Source organism: Massilia paldalensis, from assembly GCF_044901715.1.
Taxonomy (GTDB): Bacteria; Pseudomonadota; Gammaproteobacteria; order Burkholderiales; family Burkholderiaceae_D; genus Telluria; species Telluria paldalensis.
The window spans coordinates 1-17,466 of the sequence record NZ_JBJCIU010000008.1 but is presented as its reverse complement, the minus strand read 5'-3'; the positions used below and the strand labels follow the sequence as shown (position 1 = coordinate 17,466).

The window sequence follows — 17,466 nt, the reverse complement described above, 5'->3', positions numbered from 1 at the left end:
GGCGCATGGTGGGCGTCACCTGCCCACCATGCGTATCAAGCTGCCATGCGCTGCGTATCCAGCCAGCGCCGCGCCGCTTCCTGCGCACTCAATCCCTCCACGCGGATCGCATGTTCCAGGTCCGTGACCACATCGTTCCCCAGGTACAGTCCCCGCAGTTCTTCCAACGCGGCCGGCGCGATGCCCGGCAGCACCTCCTTGCGTGCCACCAGCGTCGCCTCGTCCTGGCCGCCCAGCATGCCCTTCGGCTCGACCAGTGAGCGGATCCGGTAATCGTGGTGCAGGTACTGCGGGCTCCACAGCGGTAGCACCAGCCAGCGCCGGTCCGCGACGGCACGCTCGAACTTGGCGAACGCCGTCGCCTCGCTGCCCGGTTCGAAGCGGTAGCCGACGTCGCGCAGGCCGTAGGCATCGATCATCGCCGCGGAAAAACGGCTGATGCCGGCGCCGGGATTGATGCCGTCGATGACACGGTCCATCTTGTCCAGCACTTCCGGCTTCTTCAAGTCCTCGACCGAGGCCAGCACGTCGGCCGGCACATAGTCGGGCACGCCCCACAGGCAGTACGGCTCGTACAGCACCGTCAGCTTTTCCACGGCATCGAGCGACGGCGCCAGGTAGCCGCCGTGGCTGGCCGGCAGCCAGGCCGACGAGACGATGTCCACTTCCTTCGCATGCAGCAGCTCGAACATGGCTTCGTGCGGCGCCGCGCGCAATTCCACCTGGTGGCCGTGGCGCTCCAGGATTTCCTGCACGACGCCGGCGCTGGCCAGGTGGAAGGACAGGTCGATGTAGCCGAGGCGGATCGGCTGGCCGGTACGGGTAGTCATTGCTGGATCTCCTTCATGTCGATGCTGTACAGGGTGACGGGTTGCTGCACCTTGGAGGTGCCGCCGTTGAAGACGGGGACGCGGTCCATCTGCGCCACGGGCAGCCAGATGCGGCCGTTCGCGATGGTGGGGGCGTCGACCCAGTGCAGGCGCGGATCGCTCAGCACGGTCGTGACCTTGCCGTCCGGCGCGCGTTTTACGAGGCTGCTGGTGCGCAGCTCGGTATAGAACAGGTTGCCCCTGGCGTCGAGGACGGAGCCGCCGATCGGCGGCAGGTCGGCCCAGGGCCTGACGGCGGCGGCCAGCGTCGTGGCCGTCGTGGATGGATCGTCGAGCAGCCGCGTCGGCACCTGCGACCACGGTCCGGTCAGCGGGCCGTAGTACAGCGTCTTGCGGTCAAGGCTGAGCTCGAACGGGTCGACGTTCACGGCCAGCGGTTCGCCGTCGGCGCCGCGCACGATGGTGCCGGCCACGTCGATCGGACGGGTCCTGGGTGCCACCACGGAAGGATGGTTGTCGAGCACGCGGCGCGATTTGCCGGTATCGAGGTCGACGACGATCAGGCCCGGCTTGCCCGCATCGGTGAGATAGGCGTGGCGGCCGTTGAAGCGGATGTCGTCGACATAGCTGCCCGGCAGCGCCACGTCCGGGCCGAAGGCGATCGTGCGCACGACGCGATTGCTCTTCAGGTCGATCTGCACGGCCTTGGCGCCGCCCGGCAGCGGATCGCCGCCGAACTGGGGCGAGCCCGTGTCGATGACCCACAGGCTGCCGCGGCCGTCGAGGTGGATCGCATTCACGTTGACGAAGGCGCGGCCGTTGTCGCCGCCCTCCTTCCAGCCGTTCCAGGCCGCGTCCGGATACGGCACGGGCTTGCCGTCCTTGCCGATCAGGCCCAGGGCGGGGCCCTGCGAGCCGGTCCAGCGCGGGCCGGCGACGAAGACGCGCTTGCCGTCGACGGCGACGGCGTTCCAGATCATCGTGTCGCTGCTCGCCTCGACTTTCAGGACGGGGGCGGCGGTCGCGGCAGCTGCGGCGGCGCCGGCGAACACGGCGGACAGTGCGGCCGCGGCGAGCTTGGAAGGGGTAGACATGGTGGACGCTCCTGATATTGATCGATAGAATCAGCTTACGTCATGCTTTTTTGAATGAAAACCATCGCATCCGCATAGTCCGGATTCATTTTTGAATGAACGCAGATTGGAACGATTACCGCGTCTTCCTCGCGATTGCCCGCCACGGCACGCTGAGCGAGGCGGCGCGCCGCCTGGGCCTGTCCCAGCCGACGATGGGCCGGCGCCTGCAGGCGCTGGAAGACGCGCTCGCCCGCCCCCTGTTCCAGCGCACGGCGGACGGCTACGTGCTGACGATCGAAGGCCAGTCCGTGCTGGCGAATATCGAACGGATGGAAGAACAGGCGACGGCCGTCGAGCGCAAGCTGGCCGGCGAGTCGGAACTGGAGGGTCTGGTGCGCGTGTCGACGACGGAATGGTTCGGCGTGCACCTGCTGGCGCCGATCCTGGCCGGCTTGCGGATCGACTATCCGGGCCTGGCGATCGAACTCGTCACGGAAACGCGCCTCGTCAGCCTGGCGCGGCGCGAGGCCGACCTGAGCTTTCGCTTCCGCGAATTCGAGGAACCGGACGTGGTGCAGGTACGCGCCGTGGCGCTGGACTTCGGCGCCTATGCGAGCCAGGCCTACCTGGAGCGCTGCGGCCTGCCGCGCGACGGCGATGGCAAGGGCAATGGCAAGAACCACACCCTGATCACGATGGACACGGGCTTCGGCACGCTCGCCGACGTGGCCTGGCTGACCGGCCGCCTGCCCGATGCCGCGATCGGCCTGCGCGCCAACAGCCGCGACGTCCAGGCCCGGCTGTGCGCGGCCGGCGCCGGCATCGCCGTGCTGCCGCGCTGCGTGGGCGATGCGTCAGCGAACCTGGTCCTGCTCGACCTGGGCGAGGCGCCGCCGGGCCGCACGGTCTGGGCCGGCTACCACAAGGACATGAAGCGTTCGCCGCGCGTGCGCGCCGTGCTGGACGCGGCGCTGCGCGGACTAGCGCCGCCTTAGCAGGCGCCAGCCGCCGAACAGCCCTGCCCCGCCCAGGCTGACGCCGAGGAAGATGCCGACCATCCAGGCGGCGGGGTTGGCCAGCGTGAGCGAATCGGCGCCGAACAACAGGACGCACGCCAGTACCGCCTGCGTCACCCACACGGCGCGCAGGGGCCGGAACGCATCGAGGTCGCCGCGCCGCCACAGGCGCAGCGCAACGTACCACGCGGGGCCGCAGAGCAGGCAGAACAGGATGGCGATGCCGAGGACGGCGAGGACGATGCGGTGCATGGGTGACGATGACGGTCGGCAGACGCCGAATCCGCTACATTACCAGAGCGCGCGCCCGTTCACCCCGGAAGGCCCGCCGCACGGACGACATCCAGCTTCGGATAGCGGCGCGGCGCCTGTCCGGCCAGCACGTCGCGGCCCTTGGCCGTGTCGGCATAGATCCTGCCGTGGACGATCATGCCGTCCTCGATGCGGAACAGGAACAGGTGCTCGTTCTCCATCTGCGCGCCGTTGCGGGCCCGCGCCCGCGCGGTGACGGGCACCGCGACATGGTCGCCGCCGTCGATGACGGCATGGGCATCGTAGTGGAAATAGTCGTAGTACTCGGCGTACAGCACCGCCCACCAGGCCGTGAATTCCTCGATACCTTCGTAGCGGCCGCCGTACGGCAGCGACTCGGGAAATTCGAAGACCACGTCGCGGTGCAGGAACGGGGCCAGGGCGTCGCGGCGGTTGCGTTCGAAGCCCGAGTAGGCCAGCCTGCAGGCTTCGACGATCGGTGCATTGCTCATGTCGCTTCTCCGTCAAGGACCGGTATGCGCCGGCTTACCACTTGGGGGCGCCCTCGGCCAGCTGGGCCAGGCCGCGTCCGAACGAAAAGTTCTCGTTCGGGACCGGAATCGCGGCGATGAACAAGTCGTCCGGACGGATGCCGGCCTGCTGCTCCAGCAGGGCCGCCAGCGTGGCGAACAGCTGCTTTTTCTGCTCGAGCGGCCGGTGCGCGCCCATCAGGATGTCGACGATGACGGCGCCCTCGCTGCGCTGCATGCCCATGAAGGTCGGATGGATGTGCAGCTCGCCCGGACCGTGCTCGGTGATGGTGACGAAGCGGTCGCCCTCGGGAATGCCCAGGGCATCGACCAGCGACTGGTTGGCGGCATCGGCGATGCGGTGCTTGCGCGCGACGTCGAAGCCGCGCGGGACGTGGAAGTGAAATACGGGCATGGTCTCTCCTTCGGTGGACATGGCGGCGCTCATTCGGCGCCCAGGTGCTCGGCGAACCAGTCGCGGGCTGCGCCGCAGGCAATCGGGAAATGCGTGTCGTACGGGGTGAAGTGGCCGCCGCGCAGCAGGACGAGGCGCTTGGGCTGCAGCGCCGCTTCGTAGGCCTGCAGCTCGAGGTCGGAAAGCGTCACGCGGTCGTCGTCGGCGACCACCATCAGCAGGGGCGTCGGCGCGATGCGCGCGGCCCAGATGCCTGGTTCGTACTGGCGCGCGCGGTCGCTGGAACGCACGGTGACCGTATTGTTCCAGTCGGCGCCGCCGAGGTCCTGCAGGTAGAAGTCGCGCGCCTCGGACGAACGGTAGGCCGCCGGCTGCGCGGGGTCGTCGGCGACCACGGCTTGCGTGCGCGGCGCCCGGCCGGCGTGCACGGCGCGCAGCTCGTCCGCCAGCAGGTCCAGGTAGGCCGGCATGGCATCGGGGGCGACCCGGCGCCGGCTTTGCTCGTAGCCGCTGATCGTCGGCACCTGCGCGACGACGCAGCGCACGCGCCGGTCGACGGCCGCCAGCACCAGCGCGTGCCCGCCGCTGTAGCTCGTGCCCCAGATGCCGATGCGCCCGGCGTCCACTTCGCGCCGCCCCTCCAGGAAGCTCAGCGCGCGCCGCCAGTCGGCCAGCTGCATGGCGGGATCGATGTCGTGGCGCGGCAGGCCGCCGCTGGCGCCGAAGTTGCGGTGGTCGTGCACCAGCACGACGAAGCCCGCATCGGCAAAGGCGCGCGCGAAGCGCTCGAGCCCGTGCTCCTTGACGGCGGCGAAGCCGTGGCACATCGAGATGGCGGGCCACGGTCCCGTGCCGGCCGGGACGAACAGCCAGCCGCGCAGCGCGACCTCGTGTTCGCCGGTGAATTCGATTGCATGCCTGACGTGCATGGACATCCTCCGTGGATCGGCGGCGGCGCCGGTGCGCCACGTGCCGGACACAGTGTAGGCAGCGCCAGTGCACGGGCACAGTACGTGGCCGGCAACGGAGCATTGCGGCAACCGGAACAATCGCCCGGCCGCATGGGAGCCGATTGTTACGCCAGCGTACATGCTGTCGTGCCGCCGTCGGCGTTTATCCGCGGCGCCGGCCTGCCTACACTGGCAAGACCAGGGCGTCCCGCCCCTCTCCCCGACAGACAGGAGACCGACTTGATCATCGATCCGCAGCAGCTCGGCGCCCCGGCGCTCTACAAGATCCTCATCGGCACGGTCCTGCCACGGCCGATCGGCTGGGTATCGACGGTGTCGGCGGCCGGCGTGCCGAACCTGGCGCCGTTCTCGTTCTTCACGGTGGTGGCGCGCAAGCCGCCCATGGTGAGCCTGACGATCCAGCCGCGCGCCGACCTGGCGACGCCCAAGGACACGCTGGCGAACATGCGCGAGACGGGGGAATTCGCCGTGCACATCGTGTCGCTCGCCCACGTCAACGAGATGCACGCGAGCGCGGTCGACCATCCCGCCGACGTGGACGAATTCGCCGTGACGGGGCTGGAGCGCCAGCCGTGCGACCTGATCCGCCCGCCCCGCGTGGCCGGCGCGCCGGTGGCGATGGAATGCCGGGTCGAACGCATCGTCGGCCTGGGCGAGGTGGGCGACCACGTCGTCTTCGGCGAGGTGCTGCGCTTCCACGTCCGCGACGACCTGTGGCACCCGAACGGCAGGATCGATACGGCGGCGATCCAGCCCGTCGGCCGGCTGGCCGCCGAATACACGCTGGTCGACACCACGTTCGCCTGCCCCGCCCCCGCCGGGCTGCTCGCCGGCGCGGGAGCGCGCATGCGCCGTCTCGACGGGCGCGACGCGGGCTGGGCGGCGGTGGACGACAAGGGCTGGTCGGCCTCCGGCAACGCCAGGATCGACTAGCCCCGGCGGCGACGTCTCCGGCGAATGGAGGTAGAATCCTCTGCTGCGCCCGCCTGCACGATGCCCCCATCGGCGGCCGCGGCGCGGGAGCCGACAGATGGATCGCTTGCAAACGTTGAGGGTGTTCGTCCGGGTTGCCGAGCTAGGGGGATTCGCCCGCGCCGGCGTGGTGCTGAACATGTCGAACGCGGTCGTCAGCCGCCACGTGGCCGACCTGGAACGGCACCTCGGCGCGCGCCTGCTCCAACGCACCACGCGCCGCCTGGCGCTCACCGATACCGGCAAGGCCTACCTGGAAAAGGCGCGCCAGATCCTGGACACGTTCGACGAAGCGGGCGCGCTGGCCGGCGCCGACGCGACCCAGGCGCGCGGCACGCTGAAGCTGTTCGCGCCCAGCAGTTTCGGCCCCGAACTGAACCGCATCCTGCCCGAATACCTGCGCAGCCAGTCCGGCATCCGGCTCGAGGTGACGGTGTCCGACCACGAGGTGGACATCGTGCGCGACGGTTATGACGTGGGCATCTTCACCAACTTCCAGCCGTTCGATGCGTCGATGGTCGTGCGCCAGCTCGGCGTGTCCGAGGTCGTCGTGTGCGCCTCGCCCGACTACGTGCGGCGCCACGGCGCCCCGCGCACGCCGGAGGAGCTGGCGCAGCACGTGTGCCTGAATTTCTCGCACAAGGAACTGCGCCATGCCTGGGTCTTCGCGCAGGGCGGCAAGGAACGCTTCCGGATTCCCGTCAGCAGCCGCGTCGTCTCGAACAGCGGCGACCTGCTGCGCGCCTGCGCGCTGGACGGCGCCGGCCTGCTGCTGCGCACCTCGTTCACCCTGAACGGCGACCTCGACAGCGGCCGCCTCGTGCGCCTGCTGCCCGACCACTACCTGGGCGAACTCGACGTGGTCATGGCCTATCCCAGCCGGCGCCAGTTGCCGGCCCGGCTGCGGACCTTCATCGACTTCATGATCGGCAAGTTCCCCGACCCGCGCGAGGATGGCTGGCGCGCGCGTCCGAGAGCGGAAACACCGGCCGCCGCCCTGCACGATTAACAGCGCTCAATGCCGCGCCGTGCGCAAGCGTGCACTATCGTGCGGGTCCCGCGTTCACAGGAATCCCATGAGCCTTGCCGTCCTCCGCAGCCGCGCCCTGGCGGGCATGGATGCCCCCGCCGTCAGCGTCGAAGTCCACCTGGCCAACGGGCTGCCGGCGATGCACATCGTCGGCCTGCCGGACGCCGAAGTGCGCGAAGCGAAGGACCGGGTGCGCGCCGCGCTGCAGAATTCCGGCTTCGAGGTACCGAACCGGCGCATCACCGTGAACCTGGCGCCGGCCGAGCTGCCGAAGGAATCGGGCCGCTTCGACTTGCCGATCGCGCTGGGCATCCTGGCCGCTTCCGAACAGATCCCCGGGCGCGAGCTGGATGGCTACGAGTTCGCGGGCGAGCTGTCGCTGTCCGGCAACTTGCGCCCCGTGCGCGGCGCGCTGGCGATGAGTTTCGCGATGCAGCGCCGGCGCGCGGAGGGAGAGCCCGTGCGCCGCTTCGTGCTGCCGGCGGCGAATGCGGACGAGGCGGCGCTGGTGCAGGATGCCGTCATCCATCCGGCCGGCACGCTGCTGGAGGTATGCGCGCACTTCGCCGCCCGCGACGAGGACGGGCGCCTGCCGCGCTACCGCCCCGTGCTGCCGGACCAGCTGCCGCTGTACCCGGACTTTGCCGACGTCAAGGGCCAGCAGCAGGTCAAGCGCGCGCTCGAGGTGGCGGCCGCGGGGCTGCATTCGGCCTTGCTGATCGGACCGCCCGGCGCCGGCAAGAGCATGCTGGCTGCCCGGTTTCCCGGCTTGCTGCCGCCGCTGTCGGAAGACGAGGCGCTGGAATCGGCCGCGATCCAGTCGCTGGCCGGCGGCTTCGCCATCGAGCGCTGGCGGCGCCGTCCGTTTCGCAGTCCGCACCACACGAGTTCGGGCGTGGCGCTGGTCGGCGGCGGCACCGTGCCGCGCCCCGGCGAAGTCTCGCTGGCCCACCACGGCGTGCTGTTCCTGGACGAGTTGCCGGAGTTCGACCGGCGCGTGCTGGAAGTGCTGCGCGAACCGCTCGAATCCGGCGAGATCACGATCTCGCGCGCCGCGCACCAGGCCGACTTCCCGGCCAGCTTCCAGCTGATCGCGGCCATGAATCCCTGCCCCTGCGGCTGGCTGGGCCACGCGTCGGCGACCTGCCGCTGCACGCCGGATGCCGTGCAGCGCTACCAGGACCGCATCTCCGGTCCCCTGCTCGACCGCATCGACATCCAGGTGCCGGTGGCGGCGATGGCGCCCGAGGCGATGGCCCGCCTGGCCGACGGCGAGGCGAGCGCCGCCATCGCCGCGCGCGTGGCCCGTGCCCACGCGCTGCAGCTGGAGCGCCAGGGCAAGGCCAACCGCGCGCTGACGACGCGCGAGATCGACCGCCATTGCCGCCTGGGCCCGGGGGCGGAAGCGCTGCTGCGCGAGGCGATGGGACGCCTGCACTGGTCGGCGCGCGCCTACCACCGGGTGCTGAAGGTGGCGCGCACCATCGCCGACCTCGCCGCATCGGGCGAGGTGCAGGCGGCCCACGTGGCCGAGGCGATCCAGTACCGCAGAGGCCTGCGCGAAGGCTGATGCAGGCGCTGAATCAGGCCCCGACGGTAGCCGCCGGCACCCGCTGGCGCCCGATGGCCAGCGTCAGCAGGACGGCAGCCAGCTCGAAGGTGCCGCCGACCCAGCCGACGGCGCCGGCCGACAGGTGCGCGACCGTCCAGCCGCCGACCACGGCGCCCAGCGAGAAGCCGGCATACTGGAACGAGGAGTTCAGCGACAGCACCACGGGCGCCAGCGCCACGCCGCCACGGGTGACCAGCATGTTCTGCTGGGCCGGGAAAAAGCCCCAGGTGGCCATGCCCCACAGGACGATGCCGGGCAGCGTGAGCAGCAGCGGCCAGTGGCCGAAGCCTGCCAGGCTCGACAGGTAATAGAACGCCAGCGTCAACAGGCCCAGCGCCGGGATCACCACGTTGAAGGAACCGAAACGGTCGGTGGCCCGCCCGCCGACGGCCAGGCCGATGGCGGCCGAGACGCCCCACAGCAGCATCACCATGCTCATGTTCGACGCCGGCATGCCGGCCACCTGCGCCAGGTAGGGCGCCAGGTACGTCAATGGCGCATAGGTGCCGATGCCCCACAACATGGTCACGAACAGCGTGGGCAGCACGCCCGGCTGGCGCGCGGCGTCCAGGCGCGCCTTCAGGCTGGGAGGCGGCACACCGGCCCCGACCGATTTCGGCAGGCCCAGCGCCAGCGCCACGGCGGCGAGCAACGACAGCACGGCGACGGCGCCGAACGTCGCGCGCCAGCCGAGGTGGGTCCCCAGCAGCGTACCGAGCGGCACGCCCGCCACGATCGCGAGCGTCATCCCGCCGTTGACGATGGCCAGCGCATGGCCGCGCCGTTCGGGCGGCGCCAGCATGCTGCCCAGGGCGTTCGCGCTGGGCATGTACAGGCCGGCCGTCAGCGCCAGCACGACGCGCGCGACCAGCAGGCCGGCATAGCTGTGGCTGGCCCAGGCCAGCGCATTGCCGACCGCGAACACGGCCATGCCGCCGACCAGCACGGTACGGCGCTCGAAGCTGCCGGACAGGATCGCCAGCAGCGGTCCGCCGACGGCATAGGTCAGCGCGAAGGCGGTGACGAGCAGGCCGGCCTGGGCGACGCTCACCGCCAGGTCGGAAGCGATGCTCGGCAGCAGGCCGGCGATCATGAAGCTTTCGGTGCCGATGGCGAAGGTACCCAGCGCGAGGGTATATAACAGCCCCTTGGGCAGTGTCTTGGATTGCGCGTTCATCTCAACTCCTGTTCTGATCGGATGGCGGAATCGGATCGGGGGGTGCCGGATCCAATAACGAGCCCATCTTTTCAGAACGGGAGGTGACGCGTGGGACTAATTAGCCTCGTTTCCGGACATGTCCGGGCGTGGCGAACCGTCAGGCGTAGCTGGCCACCATGGCCGCCTGCTCGCGCGCGGCACGCTTGATGGCCTGCGGCGGCTGGCCGAAGGCGCGCAGGAAGGCGCGGCGCATGCGTTCCGGGTCGGCGAAGCCCGTTTCGCGCGCGACGACGTCGATCGAATGGTTGCTGGTCTCGATCATGGCGCGCGCCGCCTCCACGCGCAGCACCTCGACGGCGCGGGCCGGCGATTGCCCCGTCTCGATGCGGAAGGTGCGGCTGAACTGGCGCGTGCTCAGGTTGGCGGCCTCGGCCAATTCGTCGACGGACAGGGGCTTGCGCAGGTGCTGCTTGGCATAGCTGAGCGCCTGCTGGATGCGGTCGGACTTCGGCTCCAGCTCGAGCAGGGCCGAGAACTGCGACTGGCCGCCGCTGCGGCGGTGGTACACCACCAGCTGGCGCGCGATATTGCGCGCCAGGTCCACGCCCAGGTCGCTCTCGACCATGGCCAGGCACAGGTCGACGCAGGCCGTCATGCCGGCCGAGGTCCAGATCTTGCCCTCGTTGATGAAGATGCGGTCTTCCTCGACGCGCAGCTTCGGATAGGCGCGCTGCAGGTCGCGCGCCAGTTGCCAGTGGGTGGTGGCGCGCTTGCCGTCGAGCAGTCCCGCTTCGGCGAGCAGGAAGGCGCCGGTACAGATGCTGGCGATGCGGCGCGCCTTCCCGTTGGCCTGGCGCAGGATCTCGAGGAAGCCCGGCGACGTCGGCTTTTTGTTGGGCAACATCTGCCCTGCCACCAGCAGCGTGTCGTAGTCATGGCGGCTGGCCGGTTCCGTCAGCACGCTCACGCCCGAGGAACTGGTGACAGGGCCGCCATGCTCGGACAGCATGGTCACTTCATAGTGGGTCTCGTCGCTGAGGTTGTTGGCCAGTTCGAAGACGGTCGTCGCCATCAGGTCCAGGGCCTGGAAGCCGGGCGGGAACAGGAGTCCGATACTGCGTTTCATGATGTCCTCTATGTGTCGATAAAAGCAGGAGCAAGCCGCCGGCCTGGCATGAGGACGACAAGTTTGCTGCAGTGCATGATGGTAATCATACGACACTCATCGGCGGCCTTGCTGGAACAACTGACAGGACAGATAGGCCAGAAGATAGTGTGTGTGCACACATATTGTCTCAAAACGAGGCTTCTTTGTCTTTCGGACGAGCGCATTCCGGGCGAAGATGTTTCCCATGAGCTCAGCGCTCGATAACGGCATATCGCCCGATACCATTTCTAGGAGAACATCATGCAATTGACCAACAACACCATCTTCATCACCGGCGGCACCTCGGGCATCGGCCGCGGCCTCGCGGAAGCCTTCCACAAGCTGGGCAACAAGGTCATCATCGGCGGCCGCCGCAAGGCCTTGCTGGACGAAGTCACCCGTGCCAATCCGGGCATGGACGCGATCGAACTGGACATCGCCGATCCGGCCAGCATCGAGCGCGCCAGCGCCCGCCTGATCGCCGACTACCCGACGCTCAACGTGCTGATCAACAATGCGGGCATCATGCCGTTCGACGATCCGTCGGCGGATATCGACGAGGCGACGGCACTGTCGACCATCAACACCAACCTGCTGGGCCCGATCCGCATGACGTCCGCACTGGTCGCCCACCTGAAGAAACAGCCGCGCGCCCACATCGTCAACAACACGTCGATCCTGGCCTACGTGCCCATCGCCACCAATGCCGTGTACTCGGCCACCAAGGCGGCGCTGCATTCGTACACCCTGTCGCAGCGCTTCATGCTGCGCGACACCTCGGTCAAGGTACAGGAAATCGCGCCGCCCTGGGTCAACACCGACCTGATCTACAAGGGCACCGACCCGCGCGCGATGCCGCTGGACGCCTTCATCGAACAGACGATGCAGGGCCTGGCCACCGACAAGGAAGAAGTGGTGGTCGAGCTGGCGGCCGGACTGCGCAACAATGCCGGCCCGAACGAGCACAAGTTCGTCAACGAGTTCAACCAGTTCATGGCCGAGAACCCGATCCCGGTCGGCGCCTGAGGCGCGGGGCGCCGCCGCGGCGCCCACCCTGCCTGGCAACGCCTATCCCTTTGGGCGGGGGCCTGTTACCATCGTGACATGCGCTCCCGCCCTGCTCCCGTCCTGGCGCTCGTCCTGGTGCTGCTGTCGGCACTGGTCCCGCTCGCCGGCTGCAACCCCACCTACAACTGGCGCGAAGTCGCCGGCCCGGACGCGTCCTACCGCGTGCTGTTCCCGGCCAAGCCCGCCACCTTCACCCGCGAGATCGACCTGGACGGCCTGCGCGTCGCCATGACGATGACGGCGGCCGAGGTCGAGGGTGCCACCTTCGCCGTCGGCACGGCCGAAGCTCCCGACGCCGCCCGCGCCCAGGCGGCCCTGGCGGCAATGCGGCTGGCGCTGGCGCGCAATATCGGCGCCGCACCGCCTGCGCCCCAGGGCGCGGCGGCAGCGGGCGCCGATGCACCGACGGCCGCCGCCATCGATGCGCGCGGCATGCGCAACGGCGTGCCGCTGCGCGTCGTCGGCCGCGTCGAGGCACGCGGCAAGCGCATCTACCAGGCGATCGTCGTCGGCCCCGTGTCCGCGATGCCGGCCGAGCAGGTCGAGCAATTCCTCACCTCCTTCACGCCCCGCTGAGGCTTTTCCATGACCGATTCCTCCCCCGCCCTCGTGTTGCGCGCGCTGCGCAAGTCGTTCGGCCGCCCGGCCGTCGACGGCCTCGACCTCACGGTACGGCGCGGCGAGCTGTACGCGCTGCTCGGCCCCAACGGCGCCGGCAAGACGACGACGCTGCGCATGGTGACGGGCCTGCTGGCGCCGGACGAAGGCCAGGTCGAGGTGCTGGGGACGGACCTCGCGCGCGACCCGGCCGGCGCCAAGCGGCGCATGGCCTACCTGCCGGACGACCCGCTGCTGTACGGGAAGCTCAAGCCGGGCGAGTACCTGGAATTCGTCGCCGGGCTGTGGGGCATCCGCGCGCTCGACGCCGAACCGCGCGCGCGCGAACTGCTGGACTGGCTCGACCTCGCCAGGCATGCGCACGAGCTGACCGAGGGGTTCTCTCGGGGGATGAAGCAGAAGCTGGCGCTGGCCGGCGCGCTGATCCACGATCCCGAACTGCTGATCCTCGACGAGCCCCTGACGGGCCTCGATGCGGCCGCCGCGCGCCAGGTCAAGGACCTGCTGCTGTCGCACGTGGCCAAGGGCGGCACGGTGATCCTCACGACCCATATCCTCGAAGTGGCGGAACGCCTGGCGCAGCGCATCGGCATCATCCGCCAGGGCCGCCTGATCGCGGAAGGCACGCTGGACGCGCTGCGCGAGCAGACCCGCGGCGGCAGCCTGGAAGACGTGTTCCTGCAGCTGACCGAGGGGCAAACGGCATGATGGGCATCGGCGCCGGTGCGCCGCCCGGCAGCGCGCGCTGGCTGCTCGGCCACGAATTGCGCCAGGCCTGGTATGGCGCGGCGGTCAGTGGCGGCAAGCGCCGTCCCGGCACGGCGGCGATCATTGCCTGGATCGCCGGGTTCGTCGCCCTGCACGTGTTCGCGTGGGCGCTGCTGTCGAAGGCGAACGCGGGCGAGGCCGGGCTGCTGGCGCCCCTTGCGACGGTCGTGCTGGCCATCTGCGCCACCTTCATGCTGGCGACGGCGCTCAAGGCCTGCGTGCTGGCGCTGTTCGAACGGGGCGACCTGGACCTGCTGCTCTCGTCTCCCCTGCCCTCGCGCAGCATCTTCGCCGTCCGCCTGCTGGGCGTGACGGCGAGCACGGCGGCGCTGTTCCTGTACCTGTTCGCGCCCTTCGCCAACGTGGGCCTGGTGCGCGGGCATCCGGGCTGGCTCGGCATCTACGTCGCCGTCGCCGGCACCGCCATGCTGGCCGCCTGCGCCGCCATGCTGCTGACGCTGGCGCTGGTGCGCGTGCTCGGCGCGCGTCGCACGCGCGTGCTGGCCCAGGTGCTCGCCGCCGTGGCCGGCGCCGCGCTGTTCCTGCTGACGCAGCTGGGCAACCTGCTGGGCCACGAACGCAGCGCCGGCGTCGGACCGGCCGTCGCCGCGCTGGTCCGGCATCCGCTGCTGGCGGCCGACAGCCCCTTGTGGCTGCCCGGCCGGGCGGCCTTCGGCGAGCCGCTGCCGCTGCTGGGCGCGCTCCTGCTGGCCGGCGCCGCCTTCTTCCTGACGGTGGGGCGCACGCACCGTTTCTTCGTGCACGGCCTGCAGCAGGCGGCCGGCAGCGCCCGCGCCGCCGCCCGGCCGGCCGGTGCGCTCAAGCTGCGTGTGCGCGCCAGCCTGTTCGACACCATCGTCGTCAAGGAATGGCGCCTGGTCGCGCGCGATCCGCACCTGATCTCGCAGGTACTGCTGCAGACGCTGTACCTGTTGCCCTTGCTGCTACTGATCCTGCGCGACGGCGGCCGGGCCGGGACAGGCGTCAATCCCGCCATCGGCGCCGGCCTGACGCTGCTGTGCAGCTCACTGACGGGCGGCCTGGCCTGGATCGTGATCTCGGCCGAGGACGCGCCCGACCTGCTGCTGTCGTCGCCGGCGGCCGTGCGCACGATCCGCCTCGCCAAGCTGGCCGCGGCCGCGATGCCGGCCCTGCTGCTGGTCGCGCTGCCACTGCTGTGGCTGGTGGCGCATGCGCCGCTGGCGGGCCTGCTGGTCGCGTTCACGACGGTGGCGGCCGTCGTCAGCGCGGCCCTGATCGTCCAGTGGGTGGGACGGCCGGCCCCGCGCAGCAACTTCAAGGCGCGCGGCAAGGAGAATTTTTTGTGCAGCATGTTCGAACTGGTGTCGACGCTGTGCTGGGGCGGCCTGGGCTGGCTGCTGGTCGCGCTGGCCGGCGGGGCATCGGGATGGACGCTGGCGGGCGCCGCGCTGGCGCTGGCCGCCGGCTGCATCGTCCTCCTGCTTGCCTGGCTGCTGCGCCGCCGTCAAGATGGGCGTTAACCACCGCCTAAGTCGAGTCGTGATATCGTTCGATTACTAACGATTGACCGGAAAAACAAAACTATGCTGATCACTTTCAAATCCAAGGCCTATCCCAACGTTCTGATGTACCAGGAACACGCAAAGCGCATCCTCGACCTGCTGCACAAGGATAGCGAGCGCGGCGTCATTACCGCTGCCGAATCGACCCAGGCAGTCAAGCTGCTGGAAAGCGAGATCGAGGAAAGCCGCAAGCACCAGGCGACCGACGAACTCGAGGAAGACGTCAAGGCGCACCACGGCGACAATGCCGATGCCGAGCACGAGCAGGTGCAGACCGTCAGCTTCTCGACGCGCGCCTATCCGCTGCTGGAAATGCTGCGCGCGGCCCGCGACCAGGGCAGCGACGTGCTGTGGGGTGTTTGACTGGACGCACGTCTGACGCCCTGACGTCTCAGGCGATCGTGGCGCCGCCGTAGGATGGCGCCACGATTGCCACCCGGCCCTTGCCCCTGCGCTTGGCCTGATACATGGCCTTGTCGGCGCGGGCCAGCAGGCGCGCCGGATCCTGCATATCGCGCGGCATCTGCAAGGCAACACCGATGCTCGCGCCCACCTGCACGGTCGCCGTGGCCAGCGTGAACGGCTGCGACAACTTCTCCAGCAGCGATTCCGCCTTGGCCTGCGCCTCGCTCCCATCGTTTAACAATTCCAGCACGACGACGAATTCGTCCCCCGCCAGGCGCGCCGCCAGGTCGGTTTCGCGGATGTTGGCCTGGATGCGCTGACCGAACTGGCGCAGCAATGCGTCCCCTTCTTCGTGGCCGTGGGTATCGTTGATGGCCTTGAACCCGTCCATGTCGAGGAACATCAGCGCGCACGGCCGGTCCAGGCGCGCCGTCCTGGCCATTGCCTCCGGCAGCATCTGCATCAGGGCGCGGCGGTTCGGCAAGCCAGTCAGCACGTCGCGCATCAACAATTCCTGTAATTCGGCGGTGCGCTCGGCGACCGTGTCTTCCAGCTGCGCATTCATCCGCTCCAGCGCCTCGCGGTGGCGGCCTTCGCTGCGCAACAGCTCGCGCATCGCTTCCGACAATACCTGGGCTTCGTGGAAGCCGCCGACGTTGGGGATCGCTGCGGGCGTGGCCGCGGCGGGGTCATGGGCAATGTCCTCGATCGCCCCGCTGAGCACCTTCAATGGCTGCACCAGGCGCCGCGCCAGCAGCGCCGCCCCGGCCGCCAACGCCGTCGCCAGTGCCAGGCTCAACCACAATGCGCGGCGTTCGAAGTCGTGCGCCGATGCCATGGCCGCCTCCCGCGTCTGGCGCACCAGCACGCTCCAGCGCAGGCTGGTCCGCTCCCCCGTGCGTCCGGTCTGGCTGTAGCCCGTCACATAGGTCTTGCCGTCGGCCCACTGTTCTTCGATGGCCCCCGTGCGGCCGAGCTGGGCCAGGCGCAGGCTTTCGGTGGCGACGCGCTTCTCCAGCATGCCGTCGGGGCCGAGCAGGACGACGCCGTCGTTGCGCACCACGAGGATCTCGGCGCCGTAGCCACGCAGGGCCGGCGTCAGCAGATTGCGCGCCAGCGAACGCGCCCATTTCCAGCTCAGGTGGATGGCCAGGACGCCGATGGGCACGCCGCGTTCGTCCTGGATGGGGCCGGCGAGATCGACGAAACGCCAGGGATCGGGCGCACGCGGCAACAGCTCGCCCAGCAGCGTGGCCGGATGATAATCCTCGGCGATCGCCGTGCGCTGGCCGGCCTTGAACCAGGGCCGTCCTGTGACGTCACGGCCTTCGAGCAAGCGGCCGGTAGCTGCCTTTACCTTGCCGTCGATGCCGGCGATGCCGATCCAGGCGTAGTCGGGATAATTGCGCTGCATGCTTTCGAGCACGCCGCGGGCAAGATCGGGATCATTCTTGAGGCGAATGGCGGGCAGTGCGGACAGCAAGCGGACATCGCGCACCGCCTGCTCCAGCGTGTGGTCGAGAGAATCGCGCATCTGCCATGACAGCTGCTCCAGGCGCAGGCGCGCTTCTTCGGAGGCGTGCTTGATGGCGAAATGGTCGACCAGCGTCAGCAGCAGAAAGGCCGTGATCGCGACGGTCACGCAGGCGAACGACACCATCAGGGCGGCGAGGCGGAACGCCCTGCTGCGCGTGGCCCGTGCATCGGTGTCGCGGTCTGCTTTCATGTTGAATTTTTAATGGCAAAGCCCGAGATGCTACCGTAAATGTTGGCAAGCATCCAATGGAAAGTTTCCCATTAGTCATACAAATGTCGCAAAAAACCACATCGTGGGCGTGGAAATGCGGTTCACCATGCGGTTCAGAATGCAAATGCAGCGCCCAAAAGCAAAAAACCCCACCAGAATCATCTGATGGGGTTTTTCATATAACTAGCCTGACGATAACCTACTTTCACACTGGTTGCAGCACTATCATCGGCGCAAAGTCGTTTCACGGTCCTGTTCGGGATGGGAAGGGGTGGTACCGACTTGCTATGGTCATCAGGCATAACT

At 69.1% G+C, this 17,466-nt stretch carries 18 protein-coding genes and 1 rRNA gene; 9 read left to right on the top strand and 10 right to left on the bottom strand.

Annotated elements, in window-relative coordinates:
* Positions 1 to 35: 35 nt before the first annotated feature.
* On the bottom strand, positions 36 to 830 hold the full coding sequence (locus ACI1V7_RS25875; RefSeq protein ID WP_404535059.1) for a glycine betaine ABC transporter substrate-binding protein: 795 nt from the start codon (positions 828 to 830) through the stop codon (positions 36 to 38).
* A complete protein-coding gene (locus tag ACI1V7_RS25870; RefSeq protein WP_404535057.1) occupies positions 827 to 1,924 on the bottom strand; it encodes an L-dopachrome tautomerase-related protein in 1,098 nt (365 codons plus the stop codon). Before ACI1V7_RS25870 ends, ACI1V7_RS25875 begins: the two co-directional genes overlap by 4 nt.
* Before the next feature lie 95 nt (positions 1,925 to 2,019).
* Here ACI1V7_RS25870 and ACI1V7_RS25865 point away from each other — a divergent pair, with 95 nt between their 5' ends.
* On the top strand, positions 2,020 to 2,901 hold the full coding sequence (locus ACI1V7_RS25865; RefSeq protein ID WP_404535055.1) for a LysR family transcriptional regulator: 882 nt from the start codon (positions 2,020 to 2,022) through the stop codon (positions 2,899 to 2,901).
* Here ACI1V7_RS25865 and ACI1V7_RS25860 read toward each other — a convergent pair.
* The 4 genes from ACI1V7_RS25860 to ACI1V7_RS25845 are packed head-to-tail and all read right to left on the bottom strand — an operon-like array spanning position 2,887 to position 5,048.
* Positions 2,887 to 3,174, bottom strand: a complete 288-nt coding sequence (locus tag ACI1V7_RS25860) for a hypothetical protein (protein ID WP_404535053.1) — start codon at positions 3,172 to 3,174, stop codon at positions 2,887 to 2,889. The two genes, ACI1V7_RS25865 and ACI1V7_RS25860, sit on opposite strands and share 15 nt — an antisense overlap.
* A gap of 59 nt (positions 3,175 to 3,233) precedes the next feature.
* A complete protein-coding gene (locus tag ACI1V7_RS25855) occupies positions 3,234 to 3,686 on the bottom strand; it encodes a nuclear transport factor 2 family protein (RefSeq protein ID WP_404535051.1) in 453 nt (150 codons plus the stop codon).
* Positions 3,687 to 3,720: 34 nt separating this feature from the next.
* Positions 3,721 to 4,119: a tautomerase family protein gene (locus ACI1V7_RS25850; protein ID WP_404535049.1), complete on the bottom strand. Its 399-nt coding sequence runs from the start codon at positions 4,117 to 4,119 to the stop codon at positions 3,721 to 3,723.
* Between the two features lie 29 nt (positions 4,120 to 4,148).
* Positions 4,149 to 5,048, bottom strand: a complete 900-nt coding sequence (locus ACI1V7_RS25845; RefSeq protein WP_404535046.1) for an alpha/beta hydrolase — start codon at positions 5,046 to 5,048, stop codon at positions 4,149 to 4,151.
* 261 nt (positions 5,049 to 5,309) lie between these two features.
* On the opposite strand from ACI1V7_RS25845, the gene ACI1V7_RS25840 reads away from it, so the two are divergent.
* From ACI1V7_RS25840 to ACI1V7_RS25830, 3 genes are all read left to right on the top strand, one after another.
* Complete coding sequence (locus tag ACI1V7_RS25840; RefSeq protein ID WP_404535044.1) at positions 5,310 to 6,023, top strand: flavin reductase family protein; 714 nt, start codon at positions 5,310 to 5,312, stop codon at positions 6,021 to 6,023.
* A gap of 97 nt (positions 6,024 to 6,120) precedes the next feature.
* Positions 6,121 to 7,071, top strand: coding sequence for a LysR family transcriptional regulator (locus ACI1V7_RS25835; RefSeq protein WP_404535042.1), 951 nt, complete (start codon positions 6,121 to 6,123; stop codon positions 7,069 to 7,071).
* A 67-nt stretch (positions 7,072 to 7,138) separates the two neighbouring features.
* Positions 7,139 to 8,662, top strand: coding sequence for a YifB family Mg chelatase-like AAA ATPase (locus ACI1V7_RS25830; RefSeq protein ID WP_404535040.1), 1,524 nt, complete (start codon positions 7,139 to 7,141; stop codon positions 8,660 to 8,662).
* Between the two features lie 13 nt (positions 8,663 to 8,675).
* Here the strand turns inward: ACI1V7_RS25830 and ACI1V7_RS25825 are convergent, their stop codons facing one another.
* Both ACI1V7_RS25825 and ACI1V7_RS25820 read right to left on the bottom strand, forming a co-directional pair.
* Positions 8,676 to 9,881: an MFS transporter gene (locus tag ACI1V7_RS25825; RefSeq protein WP_404535038.1), complete on the bottom strand. Its 1,206-nt coding sequence runs from the start codon at positions 9,879 to 9,881 to the stop codon at positions 8,676 to 8,678.
* Positions 9,882 to 10,020: 139 nt separating this feature from the next.
* On the bottom strand, positions 10,021 to 10,989 hold the full coding sequence (locus ACI1V7_RS25820) for a GlxA family transcriptional regulator (RefSeq protein WP_404535036.1): 969 nt from the start codon (positions 10,987 to 10,989) through the stop codon (positions 10,021 to 10,023).
* A 282-nt stretch (positions 10,990 to 11,271) separates the two neighbouring features.
* On the opposite strand from ACI1V7_RS25820, the gene ACI1V7_RS25815 reads away from it, so the two are divergent.
* The 5 genes from ACI1V7_RS25815 to ACI1V7_RS25795 all read left to right on the top strand — a co-directional run bounded on the left by ACI1V7_RS25815 (position 11,272) and on the right by ACI1V7_RS25795 (position 15,371).
* Positions 11,272 to 12,036 (top strand): SDR family oxidoreductase, encoded by a 765-nt coding sequence (locus ACI1V7_RS25815; RefSeq protein ID WP_404535034.1) that lies wholly within the window; start codon positions 11,272 to 11,274, stop codon positions 12,034 to 12,036.
* Between the two features lie 78 nt (positions 12,037 to 12,114).
* Positions 12,115 to 12,654 carry a hypothetical protein gene (locus ACI1V7_RS25810; protein ID WP_404535032.1) on the top strand — a complete coding sequence of 180 codons (540 nt, stop codon included), beginning with the start codon at positions 12,115 to 12,117 and terminating at the stop codon, positions 12,652 to 12,654.
* Between the two features lie 9 nt (positions 12,655 to 12,663).
* Positions 12,664 to 13,404 (top strand): ABC transporter ATP-binding protein, encoded by a 741-nt coding sequence (locus tag ACI1V7_RS25805; protein WP_404535029.1) that lies wholly within the window; start codon positions 12,664 to 12,666, stop codon positions 13,402 to 13,404.
* Entirely contained in the window at positions 13,401 to 14,966 is a 1,566-nt protein-coding gene (locus ACI1V7_RS25800) for a hypothetical protein (RefSeq protein ID WP_404535027.1), read from the top strand. Before ACI1V7_RS25805 ends, ACI1V7_RS25800 begins: the two co-directional genes overlap by 4 nt.
* Positions 14,967 to 15,029: 63 nt before the next feature.
* Positions 15,030 to 15,371: a DUF1840 domain-containing protein gene (locus ACI1V7_RS25795; protein WP_404535025.1), complete on the top strand. Its 342-nt coding sequence runs from the start codon at positions 15,030 to 15,032 to the stop codon at positions 15,369 to 15,371.
* Positions 15,372 to 15,399: 28 nt separating this feature from the next.
* Here ACI1V7_RS25795 and ACI1V7_RS25790 read toward each other — a convergent pair whose 3' ends face one another.
* Together ACI1V7_RS25790 and rrf are read right to left on the bottom strand one after the other, a co-directional pair.
* On the bottom strand, positions 15,400 to 17,139 hold the full coding sequence (locus tag ACI1V7_RS25790; protein WP_404535023.1) for a diguanylate cyclase domain-containing protein: 1,740 nt from the start codon (positions 17,137 to 17,139) through the stop codon (positions 15,400 to 15,402).
* A gap of 207 nt (positions 17,140 to 17,346) precedes the next feature.
* Positions 17,347 to 17,459 (bottom strand): 5S ribosomal RNA (rrf, locus tag ACI1V7_RS25785).
* Positions 17,460 to 17,466: the final 7 nt, after the last annotated feature.